Annotated in this window: 20 protein-coding genes and 1 tRNA gene; 10 read left to right on the forward strand and 11 right to left on the reverse strand. The window is 66.3% G+C overall.

The features are described from left to right. Window positions 1–55 precede the first annotated feature (55 nt). The 5 genes from mltG to fabD form a co-directional block, all read right to left on the reverse strand. Window positions 56–1,243, reverse strand: coding sequence for an endolytic transglycosylase MltG (gene mltG, locus E7811_RS01025; RefSeq protein WP_136392749.1), 1,188 nt, complete (start codon window positions 1,241–1,243; stop codon window positions 56–58). Next, window positions 1,243–2,505, reverse strand: a complete 1,263-nt coding sequence (gene fabF, locus E7811_RS01030) for a beta-ketoacyl-ACP synthase II (RefSeq protein WP_136392750.1) — start codon at window positions 2,503–2,505, stop codon at window positions 1,243–1,245. The genes mltG and fabF overlap by 1 nt, the downstream gene beginning before the upstream one ends. Window positions 2,506–2,818: 313 nt before the next feature. Then, complete coding sequence (locus E7811_RS01035; RefSeq protein ID WP_136392751.1) at window positions 2,819–3,052, reverse strand: acyl carrier protein; 234 nt, start codon at window positions 3,050–3,052, stop codon at window positions 2,819–2,821. 206 nt (window positions 3,053–3,258) lie between these two features. After that, window positions 3,259–3,996, reverse strand: coding sequence for a 3-oxoacyl-ACP reductase FabG (gene fabG / locus E7811_RS01040; RefSeq protein WP_136392752.1), 738 nt, complete (start codon window positions 3,994–3,996; stop codon window positions 3,259–3,261). 117 nt (window positions 3,997–4,113) lie between these two features. Continuing rightward, entirely contained in the window at window positions 4,114–5,043 is a 930-nt protein-coding gene (fabD, locus tag E7811_RS01045) for an ACP S-malonyltransferase (protein WP_136392753.1), read from the reverse strand. A 150-nt stretch (window positions 5,044–5,193) separates the two neighbouring features. Between fabD and E7811_RS01050 the strand changes: the two genes are divergently transcribed. Next, window positions 5,194–6,405: a cytochrome b/b6 domain-containing protein gene (locus tag E7811_RS01050; RefSeq protein ID WP_136392754.1), complete on the forward strand. Its 1,212-nt coding sequence runs from the start codon at window positions 5,194–5,196 to the stop codon at window positions 6,403–6,405. A gap of 372 nt (window positions 6,406–6,777) precedes the next feature. Here the strand turns inward: E7811_RS01050 and E7811_RS01055 are convergent, their stop codons facing one another. Further along, window positions 6,778–7,353 carry a YceI family protein gene (locus E7811_RS01055; RefSeq protein ID WP_136392755.1) on the reverse strand — a complete coding sequence of 192 codons (576 nt, stop codon included), beginning with the start codon at window positions 7,351–7,353 and terminating at the stop codon, window positions 6,778–6,780. 345 nt (window positions 7,354–7,698) lie between these two features. On the opposite strand from E7811_RS01055, the gene rpsF reads away from it, so the two are divergent. The 4 genes from rpsF (at window position 7,699) to E7811_RS01075 (ending at window position 10,146) form a co-directional block, all read left to right on the forward strand. Further along, on the forward strand, window positions 7,699–8,121 hold the full coding sequence (gene rpsF, locus E7811_RS01060; protein ID WP_136392756.1) for a 30S ribosomal protein S6: 423 nt from the start codon (window positions 7,699–7,701) through the stop codon (window positions 8,119–8,121). A gap of 26 nt (window positions 8,122–8,147) precedes the next feature. Continuing rightward, on the forward strand, window positions 8,148–8,375 hold the full coding sequence (gene rpsR, locus E7811_RS01065; protein WP_136392757.1) for a 30S ribosomal protein S18: 228 nt from the start codon (window positions 8,148–8,150) through the stop codon (window positions 8,373–8,375). A 12-nt stretch (window positions 8,376–8,387) separates the two neighbouring features. Further along, entirely contained in the window at window positions 8,388–8,960 is a 573-nt protein-coding gene (rplI, locus tag E7811_RS01070) for a 50S ribosomal protein L9 (RefSeq protein ID WP_136392758.1), read from the forward strand. Between the two features lie 238 nt (window positions 8,961–9,198). Continuing rightward, the gene (locus tag E7811_RS01075) at window positions 9,199–10,146 is read left to right on the forward strand and encodes a DMT family transporter (RefSeq protein ID WP_136392759.1); all 948 of its coding nucleotides are present in this window, start codon (window positions 9,199–9,201) and stop codon (window positions 10,144–10,146) included. Here the strand turns inward: E7811_RS01075 and E7811_RS01080 are convergent. The 3 genes from E7811_RS01080 to E7811_RS01090 all read right to left on the reverse strand — a co-directional run bounded on the left by E7811_RS01080 (window position 10,133) and on the right by E7811_RS01090 (window position 12,370). After that, the gene (locus E7811_RS01080) at window positions 10,133–10,729 is read right to left on the reverse strand and encodes an HD domain-containing protein (protein ID WP_168732894.1); all 597 of its coding nucleotides are present in this window, start codon (window positions 10,727–10,729) and stop codon (window positions 10,133–10,135) included. The genes E7811_RS01075 and E7811_RS01080 overlap by 14 nt on opposite strands. 198 nt (window positions 10,730–10,927) lie before the next feature. Then, window positions 10,928–12,262, reverse strand: a complete 1,335-nt coding sequence (gene tig / locus E7811_RS01085) for a trigger factor (protein ID WP_136392761.1) — start codon at window positions 12,260–12,262, stop codon at window positions 10,928–10,930. A gap of 23 nt (window positions 12,263–12,285) precedes the next feature. Next, window positions 12,286–12,370, reverse strand: a tRNA-Leu gene (locus tag E7811_RS01090). A 222-nt stretch (window positions 12,371–12,592) separates the two neighbouring features. On the opposite strand from E7811_RS01090, the gene E7811_RS01095 reads away from it, so the two are divergent. Then, on the forward strand, window positions 12,593–13,075 hold the full coding sequence (locus E7811_RS01095) for a Hint domain-containing protein (protein ID WP_136392762.1): 483 nt from the start codon (window positions 12,593–12,595) through the stop codon (window positions 13,073–13,075). 234 nt (window positions 13,076–13,309) lie between these two features. On the opposite strand, the gene E7811_RS01100 is transcribed toward E7811_RS01095, so the two are convergent. Next, window positions 13,310–15,031, reverse strand: a complete 1,722-nt coding sequence (locus E7811_RS01100; protein ID WP_136392763.1) for an NAD(P)H-hydrate epimerase — start codon at window positions 15,029–15,031, stop codon at window positions 13,310–13,312. A gap of 172 nt (window positions 15,032–15,203) precedes the next feature. On the opposite strand from E7811_RS01100, the gene E7811_RS01105 reads away from it, so the two are divergent. From E7811_RS01105 to E7811_RS01120, 4 genes are all read left to right on the forward strand, one after another. After that, window positions 15,204–15,542 (forward strand): P-II family nitrogen regulator, encoded by a 339-nt coding sequence (locus tag E7811_RS01105; RefSeq protein ID WP_136392764.1) that lies wholly within the window; start codon window positions 15,204–15,206, stop codon window positions 15,540–15,542. A 65-nt stretch (window positions 15,543–15,607) separates the two neighbouring features. Beyond that, window positions 15,608–17,017 (forward strand): type I glutamate--ammonia ligase, encoded by a 1,410-nt coding sequence (glnA, locus tag E7811_RS01110; protein WP_136392765.1) that lies wholly within the window; start codon window positions 15,608–15,610, stop codon window positions 17,015–17,017. Window positions 17,018–17,340: 323 nt separating this feature from the next. Beyond that, window positions 17,341–18,015 carry a hypothetical protein gene (locus E7811_RS01115; RefSeq protein ID WP_136392766.1) on the forward strand — a complete coding sequence of 225 codons (675 nt, stop codon included), beginning with the start codon at window positions 17,341–17,343 and terminating at the stop codon, window positions 18,013–18,015. Between the two features lie 84 nt (window positions 18,016–18,099). Then, entirely contained in the window at window positions 18,100–18,876 is a 777-nt protein-coding gene (locus tag E7811_RS01120; RefSeq protein ID WP_136392767.1) for a hypothetical protein, read from the forward strand. Between the two features lie 19 nt (window positions 18,877–18,895). On the opposite strand, the gene E7811_RS01125 is transcribed toward E7811_RS01120, so the two are convergent. Then, on the reverse strand, window positions 18,896–19,684 hold the full coding sequence (locus E7811_RS01125) for a heme-dependent oxidative N-demethylase family protein (RefSeq protein WP_136394165.1): 789 nt from the start codon (window positions 19,682–19,684) through the stop codon (window positions 18,896–18,898). Window positions 19,685–19,728 lie beyond the last annotated feature (44 nt).

The following is a 19,728-nucleotide window of genomic DNA, read 5'->3' on the forward strand; positions in this document are numbered from 1 at the left end:
TACGGGCAAGTAAAGCCACGGCCGGCCGTCCCGCAACGGAAAGGAAAAGGGCGGCTCAGTTGCCGCCCGATCCGTCCTGCTGCTGTTCTTGCTGCTCCTGCAACTGGCGTTCGATCTCGCGCCAGCGGGCGACGTTTTCGTTATGCTCGGCCAGCGTAGTGGCAAAGGCATGCCCCCCGGTCCCGTCCGCCACGAAGAACAGGTAATCCGACGTCTCGGGGTTCAGCGCCGCCTCGATCGACAGGCGCCCCGGATTGGCGATCGGCGTCGGCGGCAGGCCGTCGATCACATAAGTGTTCCACGGCGTCTCGCGACGCAACTCGCTTTGCCGCAGGCCCCGGCCCAGAACACCCTCGCCCTTGGTGATGCCATAGATCACCGTCGGGTCGGTCTGCAGCCGCATCCCCTGTTCCAGACGGTTCACGAAGACGCTCGCCACCAGCTTGCGCTCTTCCGCGACGCCCGTCTCCTTCTCCACGATCGAGGCCATGATCAACGCCTCCTCCGGCGTGTCATAGGGCAGACCGCCCGCGCGCGACGCCCACAGATCGGCAAGGATCGCCGTCTGCCGCGCCGTCATCTCCGCCAGCAGCGCCGCACGGTCCGCACCCCGCGCCACCTCATAGCTGTCGGGCGCCAGCGTCCCTTCGGCCGGAACCTCCGCGATCTCCCCGGTCAGGAACTCCGCCCGCCGCAGCGCATCGACCACCTGCCAGCTCGTCACGCCCTCGGCCAGCGTTACCCGCCAGCGCACATCCGCCGCTTCCGCCGCCTCGACATATTCCGCCGGCGGCGCCGCGACCGCCGGGTCGAACTTCACCACCTCGACATACCGGTTCTGCGCCGGATCAAGTTCGCGCAGCACCGCCTCGGAGCTGGCGACCGAAATCCGGTAGTTTACCTCGCGCCCGCAGGTCGACTGACCGCCCGCCGTGACGATTGCCACGATCTCGGCCATAGAGGCCCCCGGACCGATCAGGTAGCTGCCGAATTTCAGCTGCTCAGACTTGCCCGAATAATCGGCCCCGATCCGGAAAATGCGCGCATCGCTGATCGCCCCCTGCGCCTCAAGCGCACGGCTGACCGCGCTCATCGATGCGCCCCGCTCCACCTCGAAGCAGATCGCATCGGCCAGCGGCCCCTGCCCGGCATAGCGTTCCCGCCCCAACGCCAGAAGCCCCGCGACCAGCACGAGAACAACGATGAAAAGCGTCAGCGCGTTCGAGGCGATCGCCCGCCACATCAGCCTGACACCCGCCCCAGGACGAGGCTCGCATTCGTGCCGCCGAAGCCGAAACTGTTGGACAACGCCACGTCGATCTTGCGCTTGACCGACTTGTTCGGGGCGAGGTCCAGCTTCGGCTCGACCGCCGGGTTATCCAGGTTGATCGTCGGTGGCGCAATTTGGTCACGGATCGCCAGCACGCAGAAGATCGCCTCCACCGCGCCCGCCGCACCCAGAAGATGCCCGATCGAGGACTTCGTCGACGACATCGTCGCGCTCGCCGCTGCATCGCCCATCAGGCGTTCCACCGCGCCCAGTTCGATCGTATCCGCCATGGTCGAGGTGCCATGCGCATTTATGTAATCCACCTGATCCGGCGTGATCCCAGCGCGCTTCAAGGCCGCCTGCATGCTGCGATAGCCGCCGTCTCCATCCTCGGAGGGGGCGGTGATGTGATAGGCATCGCCCGAAAGCCCATAGCCAAGAACCTCGGCATAGATCTTCGCGCCGCGCGCCTTGGCGTGTTCGTATTCCTCCAGCACGACCACGCCCGCGCCCTCGCCCATCACGAACCCGTCGCGATCCGCGTCATAGGGGCGGCTGGCCTTGGTCGGGTCATCGGCGCGCTTGGTGGACAGCGCCTTGCAGGCGTTGAACCCGGCAATCCCGATCTCCGAAATGGGACTTTCGGCCCCGCCGGCGACCATCACATCGGCATCGCCCAGCATGATCAGCCGCGCCGCGTCGCCGATGGCATGGGCGCCGGTCGAACAAGCCGTGACAACTGCGTGGTTCGGCCCCTTGAAGCCAAAACGGATGCTCACCTGCCCCGAGATCAGGTTGATCAGCGCGCCGGGGATGAAGAAGGGCGACACCCGCTTGGGTCCGCGCTCCTTGATCAGCACCGCCGTCTCGGCGATCGAGGTCAGACCCCCGATCCCCGACCCGATCATCACCCCCGTGCGCAGGCGGCTTTCCTCGTCCTCGGGCTCCCACCCGGCATCCTTGACCGCCTGAACCGCCGCGGCCATTCCATACAGGATGAAATCGTCGACCTTGCGCCGCTCCTTCGGTTCCATCCAGTCATCGGGATTGAAGGTGCCGTCCGTCCCGTCGCCAAACGGGATCTCGCAGGCGTATTGCGTAACCACATTCGCAGCATCGAAGCGCGTGATCGGCCCTGCGCCGGATTGCCCCGCCAGAAGCCGGCTCCACGTCTCCTCGACGCCGCACGCCAGCGGCGTCACCAGACCCAGCCCCGTGACAACAACCCTGCGCATGCCTTCCCCCATTCCAGACCGGAGCCAAGCCCCTCTTTGCGCCCTGATACACGCGCCCGAAAGGCCGTGCAACCGGGCGGGCGCCTGCCTCTTGCCGTGCCGCCCCACCATCCCCGAATGCGCGCCAATCCGCCCATGCTGGCCCGGCCGCCGCGCCCCATCGCGGCACCGGCCGTTCGCGCCCTTCAAACCGGCAAAGTCAACGGTGCGGGGCCGGAAGGGGCCGGCAAACGGGCCGCGGCCCGATCCACAACGAAAAGCCCCCCGCATCGCTGCGAGGGGCCTTGCGTCACCCTTTCGGGAAAAGATCCGATCAGGCGGCCTTCGTGATGAACGAAACCGCGTCGCCGAAGGTCTGGATCGTCTCGGCCGCGTCGTCCGGGATCTCGATGCCGAACTCTTCCTCGAAGGCCATGACCAGTTCCACGGTGTCGAGGCTGTCGGCGCCCAGGTCATCGATGAACGAGGCGTTCTCGGTCACCTTGTCCTCTTCGACGCCCAGATGTTCGACAACGATCTTCTTCACGCGATCAGCGATATCGCTCATGTCTCTTCCTCGCATTTGGGGGCGGAAGGCCCCGGTCTTGATGTCCACTCGCCCCGAAAGGCGGCACCGGGCCCACCTTGGCCCGCTGCCTTCTTCCGCGCCTATAGCAAGGCGCGCGCCGCATGGCAAACGCTTTCCCGCGCCCCCGTTTTCCGGCTCTGGCAATCCTTTGCCACCAAAGGATTTTCCGAAGAACCGTGTCGCCGTCAGATCATCGCCATGCCGCCGTTCACATGCAGTGTGGCCCCGGTGACATAGCCCGCCTCGGCGCTCGCCAGATAAAGAACGGCCGCCGCGATCTCGTCCGCCTCGCCCATCCTCCCCGCCGGAACCTGCGTCAGGATCTTGCCCTTCTGCTCGTCGTTCAGCTTGTCGGTCATGGCCGTCGTGATGAAGCCCGGCGCCACGCAGTTCACGGTGATGCCGCGGCTGGCCACCTCATAGGCCAGCGATTTCGACATGCCCACCATGCCCGCCTTCGACGCGGCATAGTTGCCCTGCCCCGGATTGCCCGTGGCCCCGACCACGGACGAGATGTTCACGATCCGGCCCCAGCGTGCCTTCATCATCCCGCGCAACACCCCGCGACACAACCGGAACGTCGAGGTGAGGTTCACGTCCAGCACGCTCTGCCATTCGTCATCCGACATGCGCATGAACAGGTTGTCGCGGGTGATGCCCGCGTTGTTCACAAGGATGTCGACCGAACCCATCGCCTCTGCCGCCTGCTTCGGCAGGGCCTCGACCGCGGCCGCGTCCGACAGGTTGCAGGGCAACACATGCGCCCGCCCGCCCAGCTCCGCCGCCAGCGCCTCCAGCGGCGCGACCCGCGTTCCAGACAGCCCGACCGTGGCCCCCGCCCCATGCAGCGCCCGCGCGATCGCCGCCCCGATGCCACCCGAAGCGCCCGTCACCAGCGCCGTCCTGCCCGTCAGATCAAACATGTGTCCCTACCTTCCTCAGCAGACCAGACGCCTTTCCTCACGCTGGCCCAGATATCCCGGGGGTGCTGGGGCAGCGCCCCCGTCGAAAATTCTTCGTACGAAGAATCTTCGCCCCCCTCAGCCCTTCGCCGCCGCGACGTCCTCGGGGGTGCCGATGGCGCGCGTCGTGGCCTCCTTCGCGATCCGCTTGATCATGCCAGACAACGCCTTGCCCGCGCCGATCTCCCAGAAGTCGGTGACGCCCGCGCCCTCCATCCACATGACGGATTCGCGCCAGCGCACGGAACCCGTGACCTGAGCGATCAGCAGCGCGCGCAGCCGGTCGGGCTCGGTCACGGCCTCGGCGCGCACGTTCACCACGACCGGAACCTTCGGCGCATGGATGACGACGCCCGCCAGCGCCTCCGACATCACGGCGGCCGCATGTTCCATCAGCGAACAGTGGAACGGCGCGCTGACCGGCAGCATCAGCGCCCGCTTGGCGCCCCGTGCCTTCGCGATCTCGACCGCGCGCTCCACCGCCGCCTTGTGGCCGGAAACAACGACCTGCGCCGGGTCGTTGTCATTGGCGGCCTGACAAACCTCGCCCTGTGCCGCCTCCTGCGCGACCTCGGTCGCCGTCTCGAAATCCAGCCCCAGAAGCGCGGCCATCGCCCCCACGCCCACAGGCACCGCCTCTTGCATCGCCTGGCCGCGCGTGCGCAGCAGGCGCGCCGTATCGGTCAGGCTCAGGGATCCGACGGCACACAGCGCGGAATACTCCCCCAGGCTGTGCCCCGCGACGAAAGAGGCGCTTTCCACGCCGATCCCTTCGGCCTCAAGCGCCCGGACCGCGGCGATCGAGGTCGCCATCAGGGCGGGCTGCGCGTTTCGCGTCAGCGTCAGATCCTCGATCGTACCATCCCAGATCAGCGCCGAAAGCTTCTCGCCCAGCGCCTCGTCGACCTCGTCGAACACCGCCCGGGCAGCCGGGAAGGCCTCTGCGAGGGCCCGGCCCATGCCTATGGTCTGTGCCCCCTGACCGGGAAATACGAATGCGCGGCTCATGTCCCCTCCATCTGTCACCACCCTCCGATTACCCCGCCGGCGCGGCGCACGCAATCTTGCCTGCGATCTTTCGCACAGGCGCTGTGCGAACCGCGGCCTGTCGCTCCGGCCTGCGTCGGCCTATCTCAGTCCTGAACCGGAGGATGTCGCATGTCCCTTTCGAACAGCCGCCAACGCTATGGCCTTGTCGCGCGCAGCCTGCACTGGCTGACCGCCATTCTGATCCTTTCCGCGATCCCCTTGGGCCTTTATGCCAACAGCCTGCCCTATGACACGTCCGAGGCGCTGGCCGCCAAGGCCCGTGTCTTTTCCCTGCACAAGACGATCGGGGTCGCGGCCTTCCTCGTGGCTCTGGCGCGGATCGCCTGGGCCGTGGTCCAGCCGCGCCCGGCCCCCCTGCACCCCGACCGTAGGGCAGAATCCTGGCTGGCCGAGGTTGTCCACTGGTCGCTCTACCTGTCGCTGGTGGTCGTGCCGCTGTCGGGCTGGGTGCATCACGCCGCGACCACAGGCTTCGCCCCGATCCTCTGGCCCTTCGGCGACGACCTTCCCTTTGTTCCGGAAAGCCCTGCCGTGGCCGAGGCCGCCGGGGCGGTGCACTGGCTCTTCACCAAGGTTCTGGCGGCGTCGATCCTTCTGCATGTGGCGGGCGCGTTGAAACATGCGATGGTCGACCGCGACGCGACCCTGGCGCGGATGCTGACGGGCCGCGAGGCCGGGGCCGACGGCCCGCGTCACGGTCGCGGGGCGCCCGTCATCGCCGCGGTCACCTTTGCCGCGCTGACCGCGGCGGCGCTTTCCCTGCCCCAGGGGGCCGACGCCATCGGCCGAGCGCTGGAGGCTTCCCCCGCCGCGACCGAAACGGCAACCGCGGCCGGCAACTGGCAGGTGGTCGAGGGTGCCCTGTCCTTCGGCGTTCGCCAGATGGGGGCCGAGGTAACGGGCACCCTGCCCGAATGGACGGCCGACATCACCTTCGACCCCGACCGGGACACCGGAAATCGCGTCGCCGTCAGCATCGACACCACACGCCTCACGCTCGGCTCTGTCACCGATCAGGCGAAGGGAGGCGACTTCTTCGATGTGGCAGCCCACCCCATCGCCCGGTTCGAGGCCGACATCCTGCGCACAGGCGATGGAACAGGCGATGGATACGAGGCCGCAGGAACACTCACCCTGCGTGGCGTCGCGGTTCCGGTCGTCCTGCCCTTCACGCTGACCATTGAGGGCGACCTGGCCCGCATGACGGGGCAGGCCACGCTTGACCGGCGCGATTTCGGGATGGGCGCAAGCTATACCGATGAAGAAACGGTCGGCTTTTCCGTCATCGTCTCGGTCGACCTGACAGCCACGCGCCGCTGATCGGTCAAAGCCGCGCCCGGCCAGGGACAAAGCCCGGAGGCCGGGGCCACAGGCGCCGGGGGGCAGAGACGGGAACCAGAGACAGGAGACAGCCCGGCGACAGACGTTCCAGCCCCCCAGACGAACGAGCAGGGCCGCGGCAGGCAAGGGAAGCCATCGAAGGGGGCGGCTGGCCCCCTTTTGCATGCGGGCCAGTCGCCCCCCCCGGTCGCCCCCCCGGTCGTCGCCCCGGTCGCCCCCACAGTCGCCCGCCCGTCTGCCCCGCCAAGGCCCGGCATGGCGCGCGGGTCACAAAGGCGGGCAAGACAAAAGGGCCGCCGGTTTCCCGACGGCCCTTTTTTCGTCAGACGATCGTCCGATCACTCGGCCTTCTCACTCGGCCTTCATCGCCTCGATCGAGATCTGGATCTGCACTTCATCCGACACGAAGGGCGCGAACTGGCCCAGGTTGAAATCCGACCGCAGCACCGTGGTGGTGGCGCTGAACCCCGCCCAGGGCTTCTTTTCCATCGGGTGTTCGCCCGCCTGGTTCATCACCGCGTCCAGAACGACGGGCTTCGTCACCTCGTTCAGCGTCAGGTCGCCGGTGATCTTGGCGGTGTTCTCGCCCGTGACCTCGATCGCGGTCGAGGTGAAGGTCACCATCTCGTCTTCCGCCGCGCCGAAGAAATCGGGCGACATGAAATGTTCAAAGCGCGCTTCCCAACCGGTCAGCATCGTGCGGACGGGGAAGGAAACCGTGACCGACGACCCGGCCGGTTTCTCGGCGTCGAACATGATCTCGCCGTCAAAGCCCGAGAACATGCCCCAGGTGGTCGAATAGCCAAGGTGGTTGTAGCTGAACACGACCTGGCTGTGGCTGGCGTCAAGAACGTATTTCTCGGGGGCCGCGAGCGCGGGCGAGGCGATCAGCGCCGCAAGGGCGGCAGAGGCGAAAAGGCGGTGCATGGGTCTCTCCTGCATGGGTTGGATGCCGCCGGGAAAGTGGCGTCCCGCGCGGCTGCGCACAATTCCACAGCGTCAAACAGACCCTGTGCGCCCGCGAACATCACAACCCCGCCAGCCGGACCGGACGACCGGGCCGGCAGCAATGCCGCCCCCGCCCGCCCCTGCACCGCCCCCGCACCGCCATGGATCGCGGGGGCGAAAAGCGCTTGCGCGCGCGGGGCCTTCCCTGTAAGGACGCGCATCCTTTCCGCACTTCAATCGGAACCGCGCAGACTCTCGTGGACGGGCCGCGGAAAGGATCGTTGGCCCGCCCTATGAAATGCGCATGAAAACGAAGGACTGCACATGCCGCTTTACGAGCATGTCTTCATTTCGCGTCAGGACCTGTCCAACGCGCAAGCCGAAGGGCTGATCGAACACTTCTCCACGGTTCTCGCGGACAACGGCGGCAAGGTCGTTGAACACGAATACTGGGGCGTCAAGACGATGGCCTACAAGATCAACAAGAACCGCAAGGGCCACTATGCCTTCCTGCGTTCGGACGCGCCCGCCGCTGCCGTGCAGGAAATGGAACGCCTGATGCGCCTGCATGACGACGTGATGCGCGTGCTGACCGTGAAGGTCGACACCCATTCCGAAGGTCCGTCGGTCCAGATGCAGAAGCGTGACGAGCGTGGCGACCGTGGCGACCGCCCGGACGGCGACCGCCGTGACCGTGGCGATCGCGGCGACCGTGGTGGTGACCGCGGCGGCGACCGTCGTCGTTGATCCGGTAAAGGCAAAGGAACACACACATGGCAAACAAGCCCTTCTTCCGCCGCCGGAAAGTCTGCCCCTTCTCGGGCGACAACGCTCCGGCCATCGACTACAAGGACGTCCGTCTGCTGCAGCGCTACATCAGCGAACGCGGCAAGATCGTGCCGTCGCGCATCACCGCCGTCTCGGCCAAGAAGCAGCGTGAACTGGCCCGCGCCATCAAGCGCGCCCGCTTCCTCGCCCTGCTGCCCTACGCCGTGAAGTAAGGAGATCCTGCAATGCAAGTCATCCTCCTTCAGCGCGTGGCCAAGCTCGGCCAGATGGGCGAAGTCGTGAACGTCAAGGACGGTTACGCCCGCAACTTCCTGCTGCCCCAGGGCAAGGCTCTTCGCGCCTCCGACGCGAACATCAAGTCGTTCGAGGCCAAGAAGGCCCAGCTGGAAGCGCAAAACCTCGAAACCCGCAAAGAGGCCGAAGTGGTGGCCGAAAAGCTGGACGGTCAGACCTTCGTGATCATCCGTTCGGCCTCGGACGCCGGCGCCCTTTACGGGTCGGTGACCACCCGTGACGCCGCCGACGCGGCGACCGCGGCGGGCTTCACCGTGGCGCGCGCCCAGATCGTTCTGGACAAGCCGATCAAGGACCTCGGCCTGCACGCCGTTTCGGTCGTGCTGCACCCGGAAGTGACGGTCAAGATCAACCTGAACGTCGCCCGTTCGACCGAAGAGGCCGAACTGCAGGCTTCGGGCAAGTCGATCCAGGAACTGGCTGCCGAAGCCGAAGCCGCAGCCGAATTCGAGATCGCCGAACTGTTCGACGATATCGGCGGCGCGGCCTCGGAAGAAGAATGATCCGGGCCACAGCGGCCTGAGACATCGGGGGCGCGGGGGAAACCTCGCGCCCCTTTCCGTTGCACCGTCACGATGACGGCAGGACCGGCACGTCGCCACGCCCCAGGCTGCCCCGCGACCCTGTCGGAAAACGCCCCCGACCGCGCCCCACGGCAGCGACACGCCCTGTCGGGAACAGTCGCGCCAAACGCCACGCCCCGTGCCATCTGTGGGCCATTGACGGTCAGGACGCGCGCAGATGGCCACCCTATCCCCTCTGATGGTCTCTTCCCCGCTGGAAAGCGGGCGCGGCATCCTGCTGCTTCTGGGCGGGCTTTTCTTGTTCTCGGTGCAGGACCTGATCCTGAAATCCCTTTCCGGCAACTACCCGCTGTACGAGGCGATGATCCTGCGCGGTCTGACGGCGATGCCGATCATCGCCGCCATGGCCTGGGTCGAGGGCGGCCTGCGCAGCCTTTGGACCCCCGGCACGCTTCGCATGATCGGCAGGGGCCTGACCATGTTCGTGGCCTACACCGCCTATTACATCGCCCTTCCCGCGCTGCCGCTGGCGACGACGGTGGCGCTCTACTTCTCGGCGCCGCTCTTCATCACCGTGCTTTCCGTTTTGATCCTGAAGGAACACGTCGGCCCCCGCCGGTGGGCGGCGGTCACGGCGGGCTTTACCGGCGTCATCATCATGGTCCGGCCGGGGGCGGAACTGTTCGAATGGGCGGCGCTGCTGCCCATCCTGTCGGGCCTTGGCTATGCGTTGGCGATGATCCAGGCGCGCAGCCTCGGGCGGACCGAAAGCGCCGCGGCCATGGCTTTCTGGGGCAATGCCGTGTTCCTCGCGCTTGCGCTTGCGATGGCGGCGGTGTTCGGCGGCGGGGCCTTCGACGGCGCAAGCCATCCGTCGCTGGCCTTCCTGACGCGTGGCTGGGTCTCACCCAGCTGGACGGATGCGGGCCTGATGGCCGCCTGCGGCGTGATCGCGGCGGCGGGGCTTGTCCTGCTGACACAGGCCTACCGGATCGCTGAATCGAATGTCATCGCCCCCTTCGAATATTCAGCGATGATCTGGGGGGTTCTCTGGGGCTGGCTGTTCTTTGCCAACTGGCCCGATGCCCAGGGCTGGACGGGGATCTTCATCATCGTCGGCGCGGGGCTTTACGTCGCCTGGCGGGAACGGGTCAGGAAGGGCTGACCGGCCCGTTCCCCTCGCCCTGCCCCGCCGCCAGACCTGGTGCCGGACCTGCCGCCGCAAGAACCGCCGCGCGCGATGCCGCAAGACAAGCCGCGAATTCCGCCCGCGCCGCCTCATGGCCGCCGGGCAGCGCCGCGACCACCGTCTCGGCCCAGTCCAGATAGGCGATCCGCCGCGTCACCGGCCAGTGGACCGGCGGCGTCGCCCCCACAGCCCGCACGTTCGACATCTTGTCACACAGCTTGACCAGCGCCGCCCCCGCCGACTTGCCCGGCGCATTGACCACCTGAAGCCGCTTGCGCTCGGCCTTGGGCAGCCCCTTGTCATCGGTCAGCTCGACCACCATCGCCGCCACCGCAGCGCCGAACCGGTCGCGGATTTCGGCCTCATCCACGGCACAATCCTCGATGGTGTCATGCAGCCAGGCCGCCATGATCACCTCATCCGCCCCGCCGAACCGCGCCACAAGGGCCGCGACCTCCTCAATGTGGATGTCATAGGGCTCGGCCCCTTCGCCCTTGCGGGTCTGGCCCGCATGGGCCTTGCGCGCGAAAGCCTCGGCCTGCGCGATCCGATCGTCCATGTCCGTCCTTTCCACTGCCGCCGCCATCCGCCACGGGCGAAACGCCCGCAGATGCAGGTCAGGGCAGTTTTTTCGATTTCAGGGAAACGTGGCCATCGCCACACTTTGACAGTAGTGCCCCCTCGCCCACCGATCAAGCCCCAAACGAAAGGGGCCGCACCCTTCGGCGCGGCCCCCTCATTCCGGATATTCCCGGTCTCAGATCTCGTCGAGCTTCTCGACGGCCTTCTGCAGGTCGTCCTTCGACACTTCCTTGTCGCTGACCTTGGCCTGGGCGACGATATGATCCACGACCTTGTCCTCGAAGATCGGGGCGCGCAGCTGCTGCTGCATCTGGGCGTTCTTCTGCACGAATTCGAAGAAGGCGCGCTCCTGCCCCGGGTACTGGCGGGCAGCGGCCAGCACGGCCTGCGTCATCTCGGCATCGGTCACGGTCACTTCGGCCTTGCGGCCCACCTCGGCCAGCACAAGGCCCAGACGCACGCGGCGTTCGGCCAGCGTCTTGTGTTCGTCCGTGGGTTCGATCGACCCGTGGTTGTGGTCGTGAACCTCGGGGTTTTCCTCATGCCACAGCTGATGGGCGATCTGCGCGGCCTCGGCTTCCACCAGGGACGGCGGCAGGTCGAACTTGACCAACGCATCCAGCTGGTCCAGCAGCGCCCGCTTCATCACCGCGCGCGAGGCGCCCTTGTATTCGGCTTCCAGACGCTCGGCGATCTGCCCCTTCAGTGCAGCAAGGTCCGACGCGCCATAGCGCTTGGCCAGTTCGTCGTCGATCTCGGCATCCTTCGGCGCCTTGACCGCCTTGACGGTGCAGGCAAACACCGCGTCCTTGCCGGCCAGATGCTTGGCCCCGTAGCTTTCCGGGAAGGTCACCTTGACCGCGACCTCGTCGCCCGCCTTGGCGCCGACAAGCTGATCCTCGAAGCCGGGGATGAACGAACCCGACCCCAGAACCAGCGGATAATCCTCGGCCGAGCCGCCCTCGAACAGTTCACCGTCGACCGATCCCTTGAAGTCGATCACCACCTGATCGCCCTCCTTGGATTTCGACCCCTTCTTGCGATCCTCGAAGGCCTGCGCGGTGGAGGCGAGGTTCTTCAGCGCCTCGTCCACGGCGGCATCTTCGGCCTTCACGACCAGACGCTCCAGCGTGATCTGGGCGGCATCGAAATCCGGGATCTCGGGCAGGGCTTCATAGGTCATCTCGACGACGACATCCTGGCCCTCGGCCCAGGTCTCGCCCCCCACCATCTTGACCTCGGGCTGCAGCGCCGGACGATCGCCCGAGGCGTCGAAATGCTGCTTCATCGCGCCGTCGATCGCGTCCTGCATCGCCTCGCCCAGCAGGCGGGGGCCGAACTGCTTTTTCAGCATCGCCATCGGGACCTTGCCCTTGCGAAAGCCCTTCATCTCGATATCGGGCTGCGCCTCGACCAGCTTTTCCTGCACCTTCGCGTCCAGCTCGGCCGCCGACACCGTGATGGTGTAGCCGCGCTTCAGACCGTCCTTCAGGGTCTCGGTGACCTGCATTCTCTCGTCCTTCTCATCTCATCTGGTGCGGGTGGAGGGACTTGAACCCCCACGCCTCGCGGCGCCAGAACCTAAATCTGGTGCGTCTGCCAATTTCGCCACACCCGCTTGAGCAAAACAGATGCGGGCCCCGCCCCTTTCCGGGCGGCCCCGCGCCTGCCTTCTCAGTCGGCGCCCTTCTAGCAAAGGCCACGCGCGGATGCGAGAGGAAAAAGTTGCCCCATTTCCGCCACAGTCGGACGGCCAACGCCCAAAAAGACCTCGTCGGAAACGCATTCCTGACATATTGTGGCGCAAAAAGAGCAGCAGACCAAAACACAGGTAACACCCATGTCGCACATCGCCGATATGGTGGTCGCGGGGAAAGCCCCGGCCACGACCCGTCCCGTACCCGCCCTGACCGCAGGCGTCACCGTCCTGACCCTTGCCGGCGCGCTTCCGGTGGAACACCTGACGCCGGGCGACCGCGTGATCACCCGCGACGGGGCCCGGACGCTGAAGGCGGTCCATGCCCGGACCGAAGCGGTGGCCCGGATGATCCGCGTTTCGGCCTCGGCCATCGGCGTGGAACAGCCTGAAGAAGACATGCTGATCACCCCCGACACGATGATCCTGATCCGCGACTGGCGCGCCAAGGCGCTGAAGGGCTGCGATCAGGCCGTGATGGAAGCGGCTCGCCTTGTTGACGGCGAATACATCCGCCACGAGACACTCGCCGGCGCGCGCCTCTACACGCTTGAATTCGATGCGCCCGTGGTGATCTATGCAGGCGGGCTCGAAATCGCCATTGCCCCGGTCGCCGTCGAGGCCTGATCCGTTCCGTCCCTGTCCAAGGACACGAGCACAAGGCGCCGGGGCCCGTCCCCGGCCCTTGTCATTCCGGCAACCGTCGCAGGGGGGCCGCCTGCCCCCCTCGGCCTGCGGCCTCACCCCCCGAGGATATTTGCAGACAGAAAATGAAAACTTGATTTAAAGTTTCGGCGCCCCTTCATTCTGGTGAAAATATCCCGGGGGTAAGGGCCGGATGGCCCGAGGGGGCAGCGCCCCCTATCTCATCCCCAGCCCGCGGAAGACCTTGGGCAGTTCCTCGGGCAGGTCCTCGGCGATCAGCCCCGGACCGAAGCTGCGGGCGCATTCCACATGCAGCCAGGCGGCGGCGCATGCGGCGTCAAAAGGCGATAAGCCCCGCGCGACCAGCCCGGTGATGAATCCCGCCAGAACATCGCCCGATCCGGCGGTGGCCAGCCAGGGGGCGGCGCGGTCATGGACCGCCGCATTGATGGCGCAGCGCCCGTCAGGTGCGGCAATCACCGTGTCGGGGCCCTTGAACAGAACCACGCAGCCACTTCGCGCGGCGGCCGCCCGTGTCGCATCCACCTTTGAAGAAACCCGGTCCCCGGGGACCGGTTCCGCCAGCCGTGCCGCGATGTCGGGAAAGAGCCGCCCGAATTCCCCGGCATGTGGCGTCAGGACAGCGGCCCCGTGCAGCGCCGAGAACAGGGCGGGTTCCCGCGCGAGGATGGTCAGCGCGTCCGCGTCCAGCACGATGGCCCTCGGGCGGCCTTTGCCGGGCGCGCGCTTCCCCTCCCCTTCGCGGGAAGGGGGCGGGGGCGAGGAAAACCCGCGGCGGGGTGGGCGGGACGCGTCAAGGGCCGCAGCCACCAGCCCCGCCTCGCGCGCGCCCGCGCCCATGCCGGGGCCAAGGCAGAGCGCGTTGATCCGGCCATCCTCCAGCACTGTCGCCAATGCCGCGCCATACGCCACCTCACGCAGCATCACCGCATCGAGCCGCGCCGCGTTTTCCGCCATCGCCCCGGACGGGCAGCCGATCGTCACCAGCCCCGCCCCGATCCGCAAGGCCCCCCGCGCGGCAAGCCGCGCCGCGCCGCCACGACCGGCGGGGCCCGACAGGATCAGGGCGTGACCATGGGCATATTTGTGGCCGTCGCCCTTGGTCAGGGCCGCAACATCGACCCCATAACCTTCGCGGAAGTCCGACACCCACCTTCTGTCGCCCAGAAGCCAGCACAGGCGCTGACGCTGGGGATGCATCATGCTTTCAAGGGTGCCCTGGGAAAACCGCAGTGCATAGGATTCGATCCCGATATCCTTCACGACCAGCTTGCCGCTGCGAAACGGCCCTTCGTCAAGGTAGTGGCCCCGCTTCGGGCGCTGGAACGTCACCGTCAGATCTGCGCGGATCGGATCGTCCGGTGTCCAGTCACACAGAAACCGGCCTGTATCGAGGTCGAGCCCGCTTAATCCATCCACTGCAACCAGGTGCACTCCGTGGAAAATCGCTTCGGACGGTCCGACCGCCCAGATATGTGAAATCGGTCGTGTCAGGCCGGCCCCGAACAGGGCATCAACGCAAAGGCTCGCCCCGATCACTTCCGCTTCGATATCCCAATCCATCGCTGTTTCAGGATCGATAGGGATGACCTTTCCGCCCGCGTCACACCAGCGGTCGTGATTGATCCGGGCGTCGTCCGGCAACCGCTCGGGCGTGGCAAAGAACAGCACAGCGACGTCATGGCCCAGCATCTTCAAAAGCCGCGCCACCACGAACCCGTCGCCGCCGTTGTTGCCCGGCCCGCAAAGGACGACCACCCTGCGCGGGGTCGCCACCAGCTCTGGCCATTCCGCGAGGATCGCCTCCACCACAGCCCGGCCCGCGCGCTCCATAAGCTCCAGCCCGGTCACGTCACCGGCCTTGATCGCGGCCTGTTCGATCGCCCGCATCTCGGCCGCTGTCAGCAGTTCCGCCATTCTCGCGCCCCTTCTTTTCGCATTTCGCCCGCTTTTCGACCTGACTGCATAAATTTTGTGCATTTGCCCGGAAAAGCCGCGCCATCGCGCCGCATCCCTAGCCTAGCCAATTGTCCCCGTCCGGTGGAAGTGGTCAGACGGGGCCAAGCGCAATTCCGGGGGGAGTCGGCCCATGAAGAAGATCGAGGCGATCATCAAGCCCTTCAAGCTGGACGAGGTGAAGGAAGCCCTGCAAGAGGCAGGCATCCAGGGCCTGTCGGTGACCGAGGTCAAGGGCTTTGGCCGCCAGAAGGGCCATACCGAGCTTTATCGCGGCGCCGAATATGTCGTCGACTTCCTGCCCAAGGTGAAGATCGAAGTCGTGCTGACCGATGACATGGTCGATGCCGCCATCGAGGCGATCATCTCGGCCGCCCGGACCGAAAAGATCGGCGACGGCAAGATCTTTGTCTCGCCCGTCGAACAGGCGATCCGCATCCGCACCGGCGAAACCGGCGACGACGCGATCTGACGAAACCCGCCGGGCGGGCAGACGCCCGCACAGGCCCCGCAATCGACAAGGAAAGGGATACCCCGATGAGCAAGATCAAGGATGCTCTGAAACTGATGAAGGACGAGGAAGTCGAATACGTCGACATCCGTTTCACCGACCCCAAGGGCAAGCTTCAGCATGTGACGCTGGTGGCCGACCTCGTGGATGAGGACTTCTTCGAGGAAGGCTTCATGTTCGACGGTTCGTCCATCGCCGGCTGGAAGTCGATCGACCAGTCCGACATGAAGCTGATCCCCGATGCGGGCTCGGTCTATATCGACCCGTTCTATGCGGAAAAGACGATGTGCGTGCACTGCAACGTCGTTGAGCCCGACACCGGCGAGCCCTACAGCCGTGACCCGCGCGGCACCGCGCTCAAGGCCGAGGCCTATCTGAAGGCTTCCGGCATCGGCGACGCGGCCTATTTCGGCCCCGAGGCGGAATTCTTCCTGTTCGATGACGTGCGCTATTCGGTCACCCCGGCCAAGGTCGCCTATCAGATCGACGCCGAAGCCGCCGCATGGAACACCGATGCGGAAATGGAAGGCGGCAACCTTGCCCATCGCGCGGGCCACAAGGGCGGCTACTTCCCCGTGAACCCGATCGACGAGGCGCAGGACATTCGTGGCGAGATGCTTTCGACCATGAAGCGGATGGGCATGAAGGTGGACAAGCACCACCACGAAGTGGCGACCTGCCAGCACGAACTGGGCATGATCTTCGGCGGGCTGTGCGAACAGGCCGACAACATCCAGAAGTACAAGTACGTGATCCACAACGTCGCAGCCGCCTATGGCAAGACGGTGACCTTCATGCCCAAGCCCATGAAGGGTGACAACGGTTCGGGCATGCATGTGAACATGTCGATCTGGAAGGATGGCAAGCCGCTGTTCGCCGGCGACAAATACGCCGACCTCAGCCAGGAGGCGCTGTATTTCATCGGCGGCATCCTGAAGCATGCCAAGGCGCTGAACGCGCTGACGAACCCGTCGACCAACAGCTACAAGCGCCTGATCCCCGGCTTCGAGGCCCCGGTTCTGCGCGCCTATTCCGCCCGCAACCGTTCGGGTTGCGTCCGTATCCCGTGGACCGAGTCGCCCAAGGCCAAGCGCGTCGAGGCCCGTTTCCCCGATCCGGCCGCGAACCCCTATCTGGCCTTCGCTGCCCTCTTGATGGCCGGCCTTGACGGCATCAAGAACAAGATCGATCCGGGCCCCGCTTCGGACAAGGACCTGTACGATCTGCCGCCCGAGGAACTGGCCGAAATCCCGACCGTCTGCGGCTCGCTCCGCGAGGCGCTGGAAGAGCTGGAGAAGGATCACGAGTTCCTGCTCGCGGGGGACGTGTTCACCAAGGACCAACTCGAAGGCTACATCGCGCTGAAGTGGGAAGAGGTCTACGCCTACGAACACACGCCGCATCCGGTCGAATACCAGATGTATTATTCCTGCTGATCCCGGGAACAGAACAGACGAAGGGGCCGCGATTGTCGCGGCCCTTTCTCATTGTGGCGGAATCGCCCTGAAACGATCTGCGTACTGCCGCAAATCCTCCTTCTGAATGCCACAGGGCACCGGCATTCCCTGCACGTCATATTCAGCTTTCCGGATGGAACATTTCCCTCCTGAGCGTCTTTCCCGACAGGGAAAGGCGCTTTTCGGCATTCGCCACAAAAGAACCACAGATTTACCACACAACCTGCGCGTGTGTGGCCACTTTCGGCCCGATTGTAAAGTGTATCCTGAGTCTCATAGTTACCCCATGCGGAGGATGCGACATGTGCAAGGTCGAACCCATCATCCGTAACGAGTTTCTTGGTGCCAGTGTCCAGCCGATCGACGTTCACTTCCGGACGTTTCAGGAACCCCGCCTTCATCTCGCACTGCCGGAAATGCAGCCCGAAGCCGAGGTGATCCGGCTTGCTCCGCGGCGTGCCCCGGTTGCACGCAAGATCGTGCTGGCCAACGGCACCGAGGGCAGCACCGCCATCGTCGCCCTGCCGGTCGAAGCCCCGGAAGAAACGCCGCGCAACCGCCCGGCCCGCACCCGCCGCCAGACCGCCGCCCGCGCCGCGCGCCGCGACATCCTGGCCATCCGCCGCGCCCGCGTGCAGCACCGCCTTGCCGCCGTGACACGCGACGCCGACCGCCCCGCGCATCGCTATGACCCGGCGCTGATGGAACTGGACCGCGTTCAGGACATGCGTTCGGCCCTCTATCCCGAGGTCGACCCCGCCGAGGAACGGCGCAACCGCCGCAATCGGCTCGCCGCCCGCGCGATGAATGCCGCGCTTTGCGTGGTGGCCCTGCCGGTCGGTCTGGCCCTTCTTGTCCATTCCGCCCGCCGCGGCGAAGACCTGCGCCTTTCCAGCCGCCTGACCGCCGTCACGGCCGTGGGCCTGGCCGCCGTCCATCAGGGTCTGACCGGCACCTTGGGAACGCTCCCGATCTGACGGTTCACGGAAACAACCCAAGGTTGCCAATTTCTGGCCGCAGTCGCCACGCAACCTCGGGATAACTCCAGAAGGAGGAACGCCATGCAAGACTATCTCAAGGCCGCTGTTGCCGAAATCGCCTTCCCCGGTGGGGTTCAGGTCAACCTTGCGCATCTTGTCCGCGAAATGGAACGCGCAACCGTCCGTTGCCGCAGGACCAGCGACGCCGTTGTCTGGGAATGCGAGGACCTCGCCTTCATCGACGTGAACGGCACCCGTATCCTGCTGGCCGCGATCGAACCCGACGACCGTTTCGAATTGCAGCGCCTGTTCCTGTCGGTCGGTCCCGCCCCCGATGCCACACGCTCCACCCCGCTGTCGCGCCGCCATACCGCGCTGGCGCGCCTGCTGGTGGAACGGCTCCGGCAGCGGATCAGCGGCATCGCGATCACCTGGTACCACCTGCGCGGCGTGATCGACGCCGAGGTGATCGAGGATCTGGCCGATGGCCGCACCGCCTCGCCCAGCCTGCCCTGCGACCTGATGCAGCGGAACGCAGGCGTCATCCAGGCCACGAGGATGGCGACATCCGACGAACAGGACATCAGTGCCCGGATGTCGCGGGCGCGGTCGGCGATCTATGCCGATGAAGGCGACGCGAAGGCCGAACCCTCGCTTGCGATCCGGCTGGCCACGCATCTGATGAACGGCGCGCTTGCGGTCGCGGCCTTTCCCGTGGGCGGTGCGCTGGTCGTCCATTCGGCCCTTCGCGGCAAGGTCGACACGCGGCTGACGGCCCGCGCGATGGGACTTGTCGGCGCGCTCAGCGTCGCGGGCCAGACAGGCCTGCTGGAAGCCGGCCTGTCGCGCCTGATCTGATCCATGACCCCGCGGCGGATCACAGCCCCGCCGCGACCAGACCTGCCCGTTCTTCCTCGGTCAGTGCCTCGAGCCGCACCACATAAGTGTGGATCGTGAACACCACCGCCCGCGTTTGCGGCAGACGGATCAGGCACTGGCGTTCGCTGCGCATGAACCGCCGCTCTTCCGCCTTCGGCCGGGGGCGCCGGTCGGTCTCGCCGCGCGGCTGATGCAGCGTCGGATCGGCATAGGTCAGGGCATTCATCCGCCACAGCGGCTGTTCCGACCGGATCGCATCGAAAAGGCGCTGCACGCGCCGCGCCACATCCCCGGAATAATGCTCCACCGGAATATGGATCGCGACCAGCGGGCGCCCCACCTTTTCCGACAGCATCCAGCTTGCCGGAAAGCACAGCACCGCCCCGGTCAGGACATGTTCCTCGCCCTCGTGCTGCAGGATGCAAAGGTCCTCCTGCACCAGACGCCCGGCGGTCGCCAGCGGATCATCCCGGTCAAGCGGGACGGTGACGCCATCGGGCCGGATCACATGATCCTGCGCCACGACGAACCCCGGCTGCCGCCGGCACCAGTCAAGGATCATCTCCAGCAGCTCCAGGGCCGCAGGCCGCGCCTGATCCATCAGCGCATGGACCGCGTCGCGCCGGTCCGTCAGCAGCCGGTCGCGTTCGGCCATCTGCCCCGCATAGGCATCGTCAACGCGCAGCCAGTCGTCGCCTTCCACCGGCAGTATGCCCGGCAGGCGTGCGGTGCGCGGGTCCATCCAGGCGGCGTGGGGCAGTCGGGATTGCAGGATCGGTTCGGTCATCATGGGCCGACCCTAGCGCCGGACCCCCGGCAAGGAAAAGGGCA

It is taken from the genome of Aliigemmobacter aestuarii, from assembly GCF_004799285.1.
GTDB classification, from domain to species: domain Bacteria; phylum Pseudomonadota; class Alphaproteobacteria; order Rhodobacterales; family Rhodobacteraceae; genus Aliigemmobacter; species Aliigemmobacter aestuarii.

Excerpts from the sequence above, each read along its gene's own strand:
- E7811_RS01115 (WP_136392766.1), top strand. The coding sequence starts at position 17,341 with ATGTGCAAGGTCGAACCCATCATCCGTAACGAGTTTCTTGGTGCCAGT.
- E7811_RS01075 (WP_136392759.1), top strand. The coding sequence starts at position 9,199 with ATGGCCACCCTATCCCCTCTGATGGTCTCTTCCCCGCTGGAAAGCGGG.
- E7811_RS01055 (WP_136392755.1), bottom strand. The coding sequence starts at position 7,353 with ATGCACCGCCTTTTCGCCTCTGCCGCCCTTGCGGCGCTGATCGCCTCG.
- E7811_RS01105 (WP_136392764.1), top strand. The coding sequence starts at position 15,204 with ATGAAGAAGATCGAGGCGATCATCAAGCCCTTCAAGCTGGACGAGGTG.
- E7811_RS01035 (WP_136392751.1), bottom strand. The coding sequence starts at position 3,052 with ATGAGCGATATCGCTGATCGCGTGAAGAAGATCGTTGTCGAACATCTG.
- E7811_RS01080 (WP_168732894.1), bottom strand. The coding sequence starts at position 10,729 with ATGGACGATCGGATCGCGCAGGCCGAGGCTTTCGCGCGCAAGGCCCAT.
- tig (WP_136392761.1), bottom strand. The coding sequence starts at position 12,262 with ATGCAGGTCACCGAGACCCTGAAGGACGGTCTGAAGCGCGGCTACACC.
- fabD (WP_136392753.1), bottom strand. The coding sequence starts at position 5,043 with ATGAGCCGCGCATTCGTATTTCCCGGTCAGGGGGCACAGACCATAGGC.
- E7811_RS01050 (WP_136392754.1), top strand. The coding sequence starts at position 5,194 with ATGTCCCTTTCGAACAGCCGCCAACGCTATGGCCTTGTCGCGCGCAGC.
- fabF (WP_136392750.1), bottom strand. The coding sequence starts at position 2,505 with ATGCGCAGGGTTGTTGTCACGGGGCTGGGTCTGGTGACGCCGCTGGCG.
- E7811_RS01125 (WP_136394165.1), bottom strand. The coding sequence starts at position 19,684 with ATGACCGAACCGATCCTGCAATCCCGACTGCCCCACGCCGCCTGGATG.
- mltG (WP_136392749.1), bottom strand. The coding sequence starts at position 1,243 with ATGTGGCGGGCGATCGCCTCGAACGCGCTGACGCTTTTCATCGTTGTT.
- E7811_RS01100 (WP_136392763.1), bottom strand. The coding sequence starts at position 15,031 with ATGGCGGAACTGCTGACAGCGGCCGAGATGCGGGCGATCGAACAGGCC.
- rpsR (WP_136392757.1), top strand. The coding sequence starts at position 8,148 with ATGGCAAACAAGCCCTTCTTCCGCCGCCGGAAAGTCTGCCCCTTCTCG.
- E7811_RS01095 (WP_136392762.1), top strand. The coding sequence starts at position 12,593 with ATGTCGCACATCGCCGATATGGTGGTCGCGGGGAAAGCCCCGGCCACG.
- glnA (WP_136392765.1), top strand. The coding sequence starts at position 15,608 with ATGAGCAAGATCAAGGATGCTCTGAAACTGATGAAGGACGAGGAAGTC.
- rplI (WP_136392758.1), top strand. The coding sequence starts at position 8,388 with ATGCAAGTCATCCTCCTTCAGCGCGTGGCCAAGCTCGGCCAGATGGGC.
- E7811_RS01120 (WP_136392767.1), top strand. The coding sequence starts at position 18,100 with ATGCAAGACTATCTCAAGGCCGCTGTTGCCGAAATCGCCTTCCCCGGT.
- fabG (WP_136392752.1), bottom strand. The coding sequence starts at position 3,996 with ATGTTTGATCTGACGGGCAGGACGGCGCTGGTGACGGGCGCTTCGGGT.
- rpsF (WP_136392756.1), top strand. The coding sequence starts at position 7,699 with ATGCCGCTTTACGAGCATGTCTTCATTTCGCGTCAGGACCTGTCCAAC.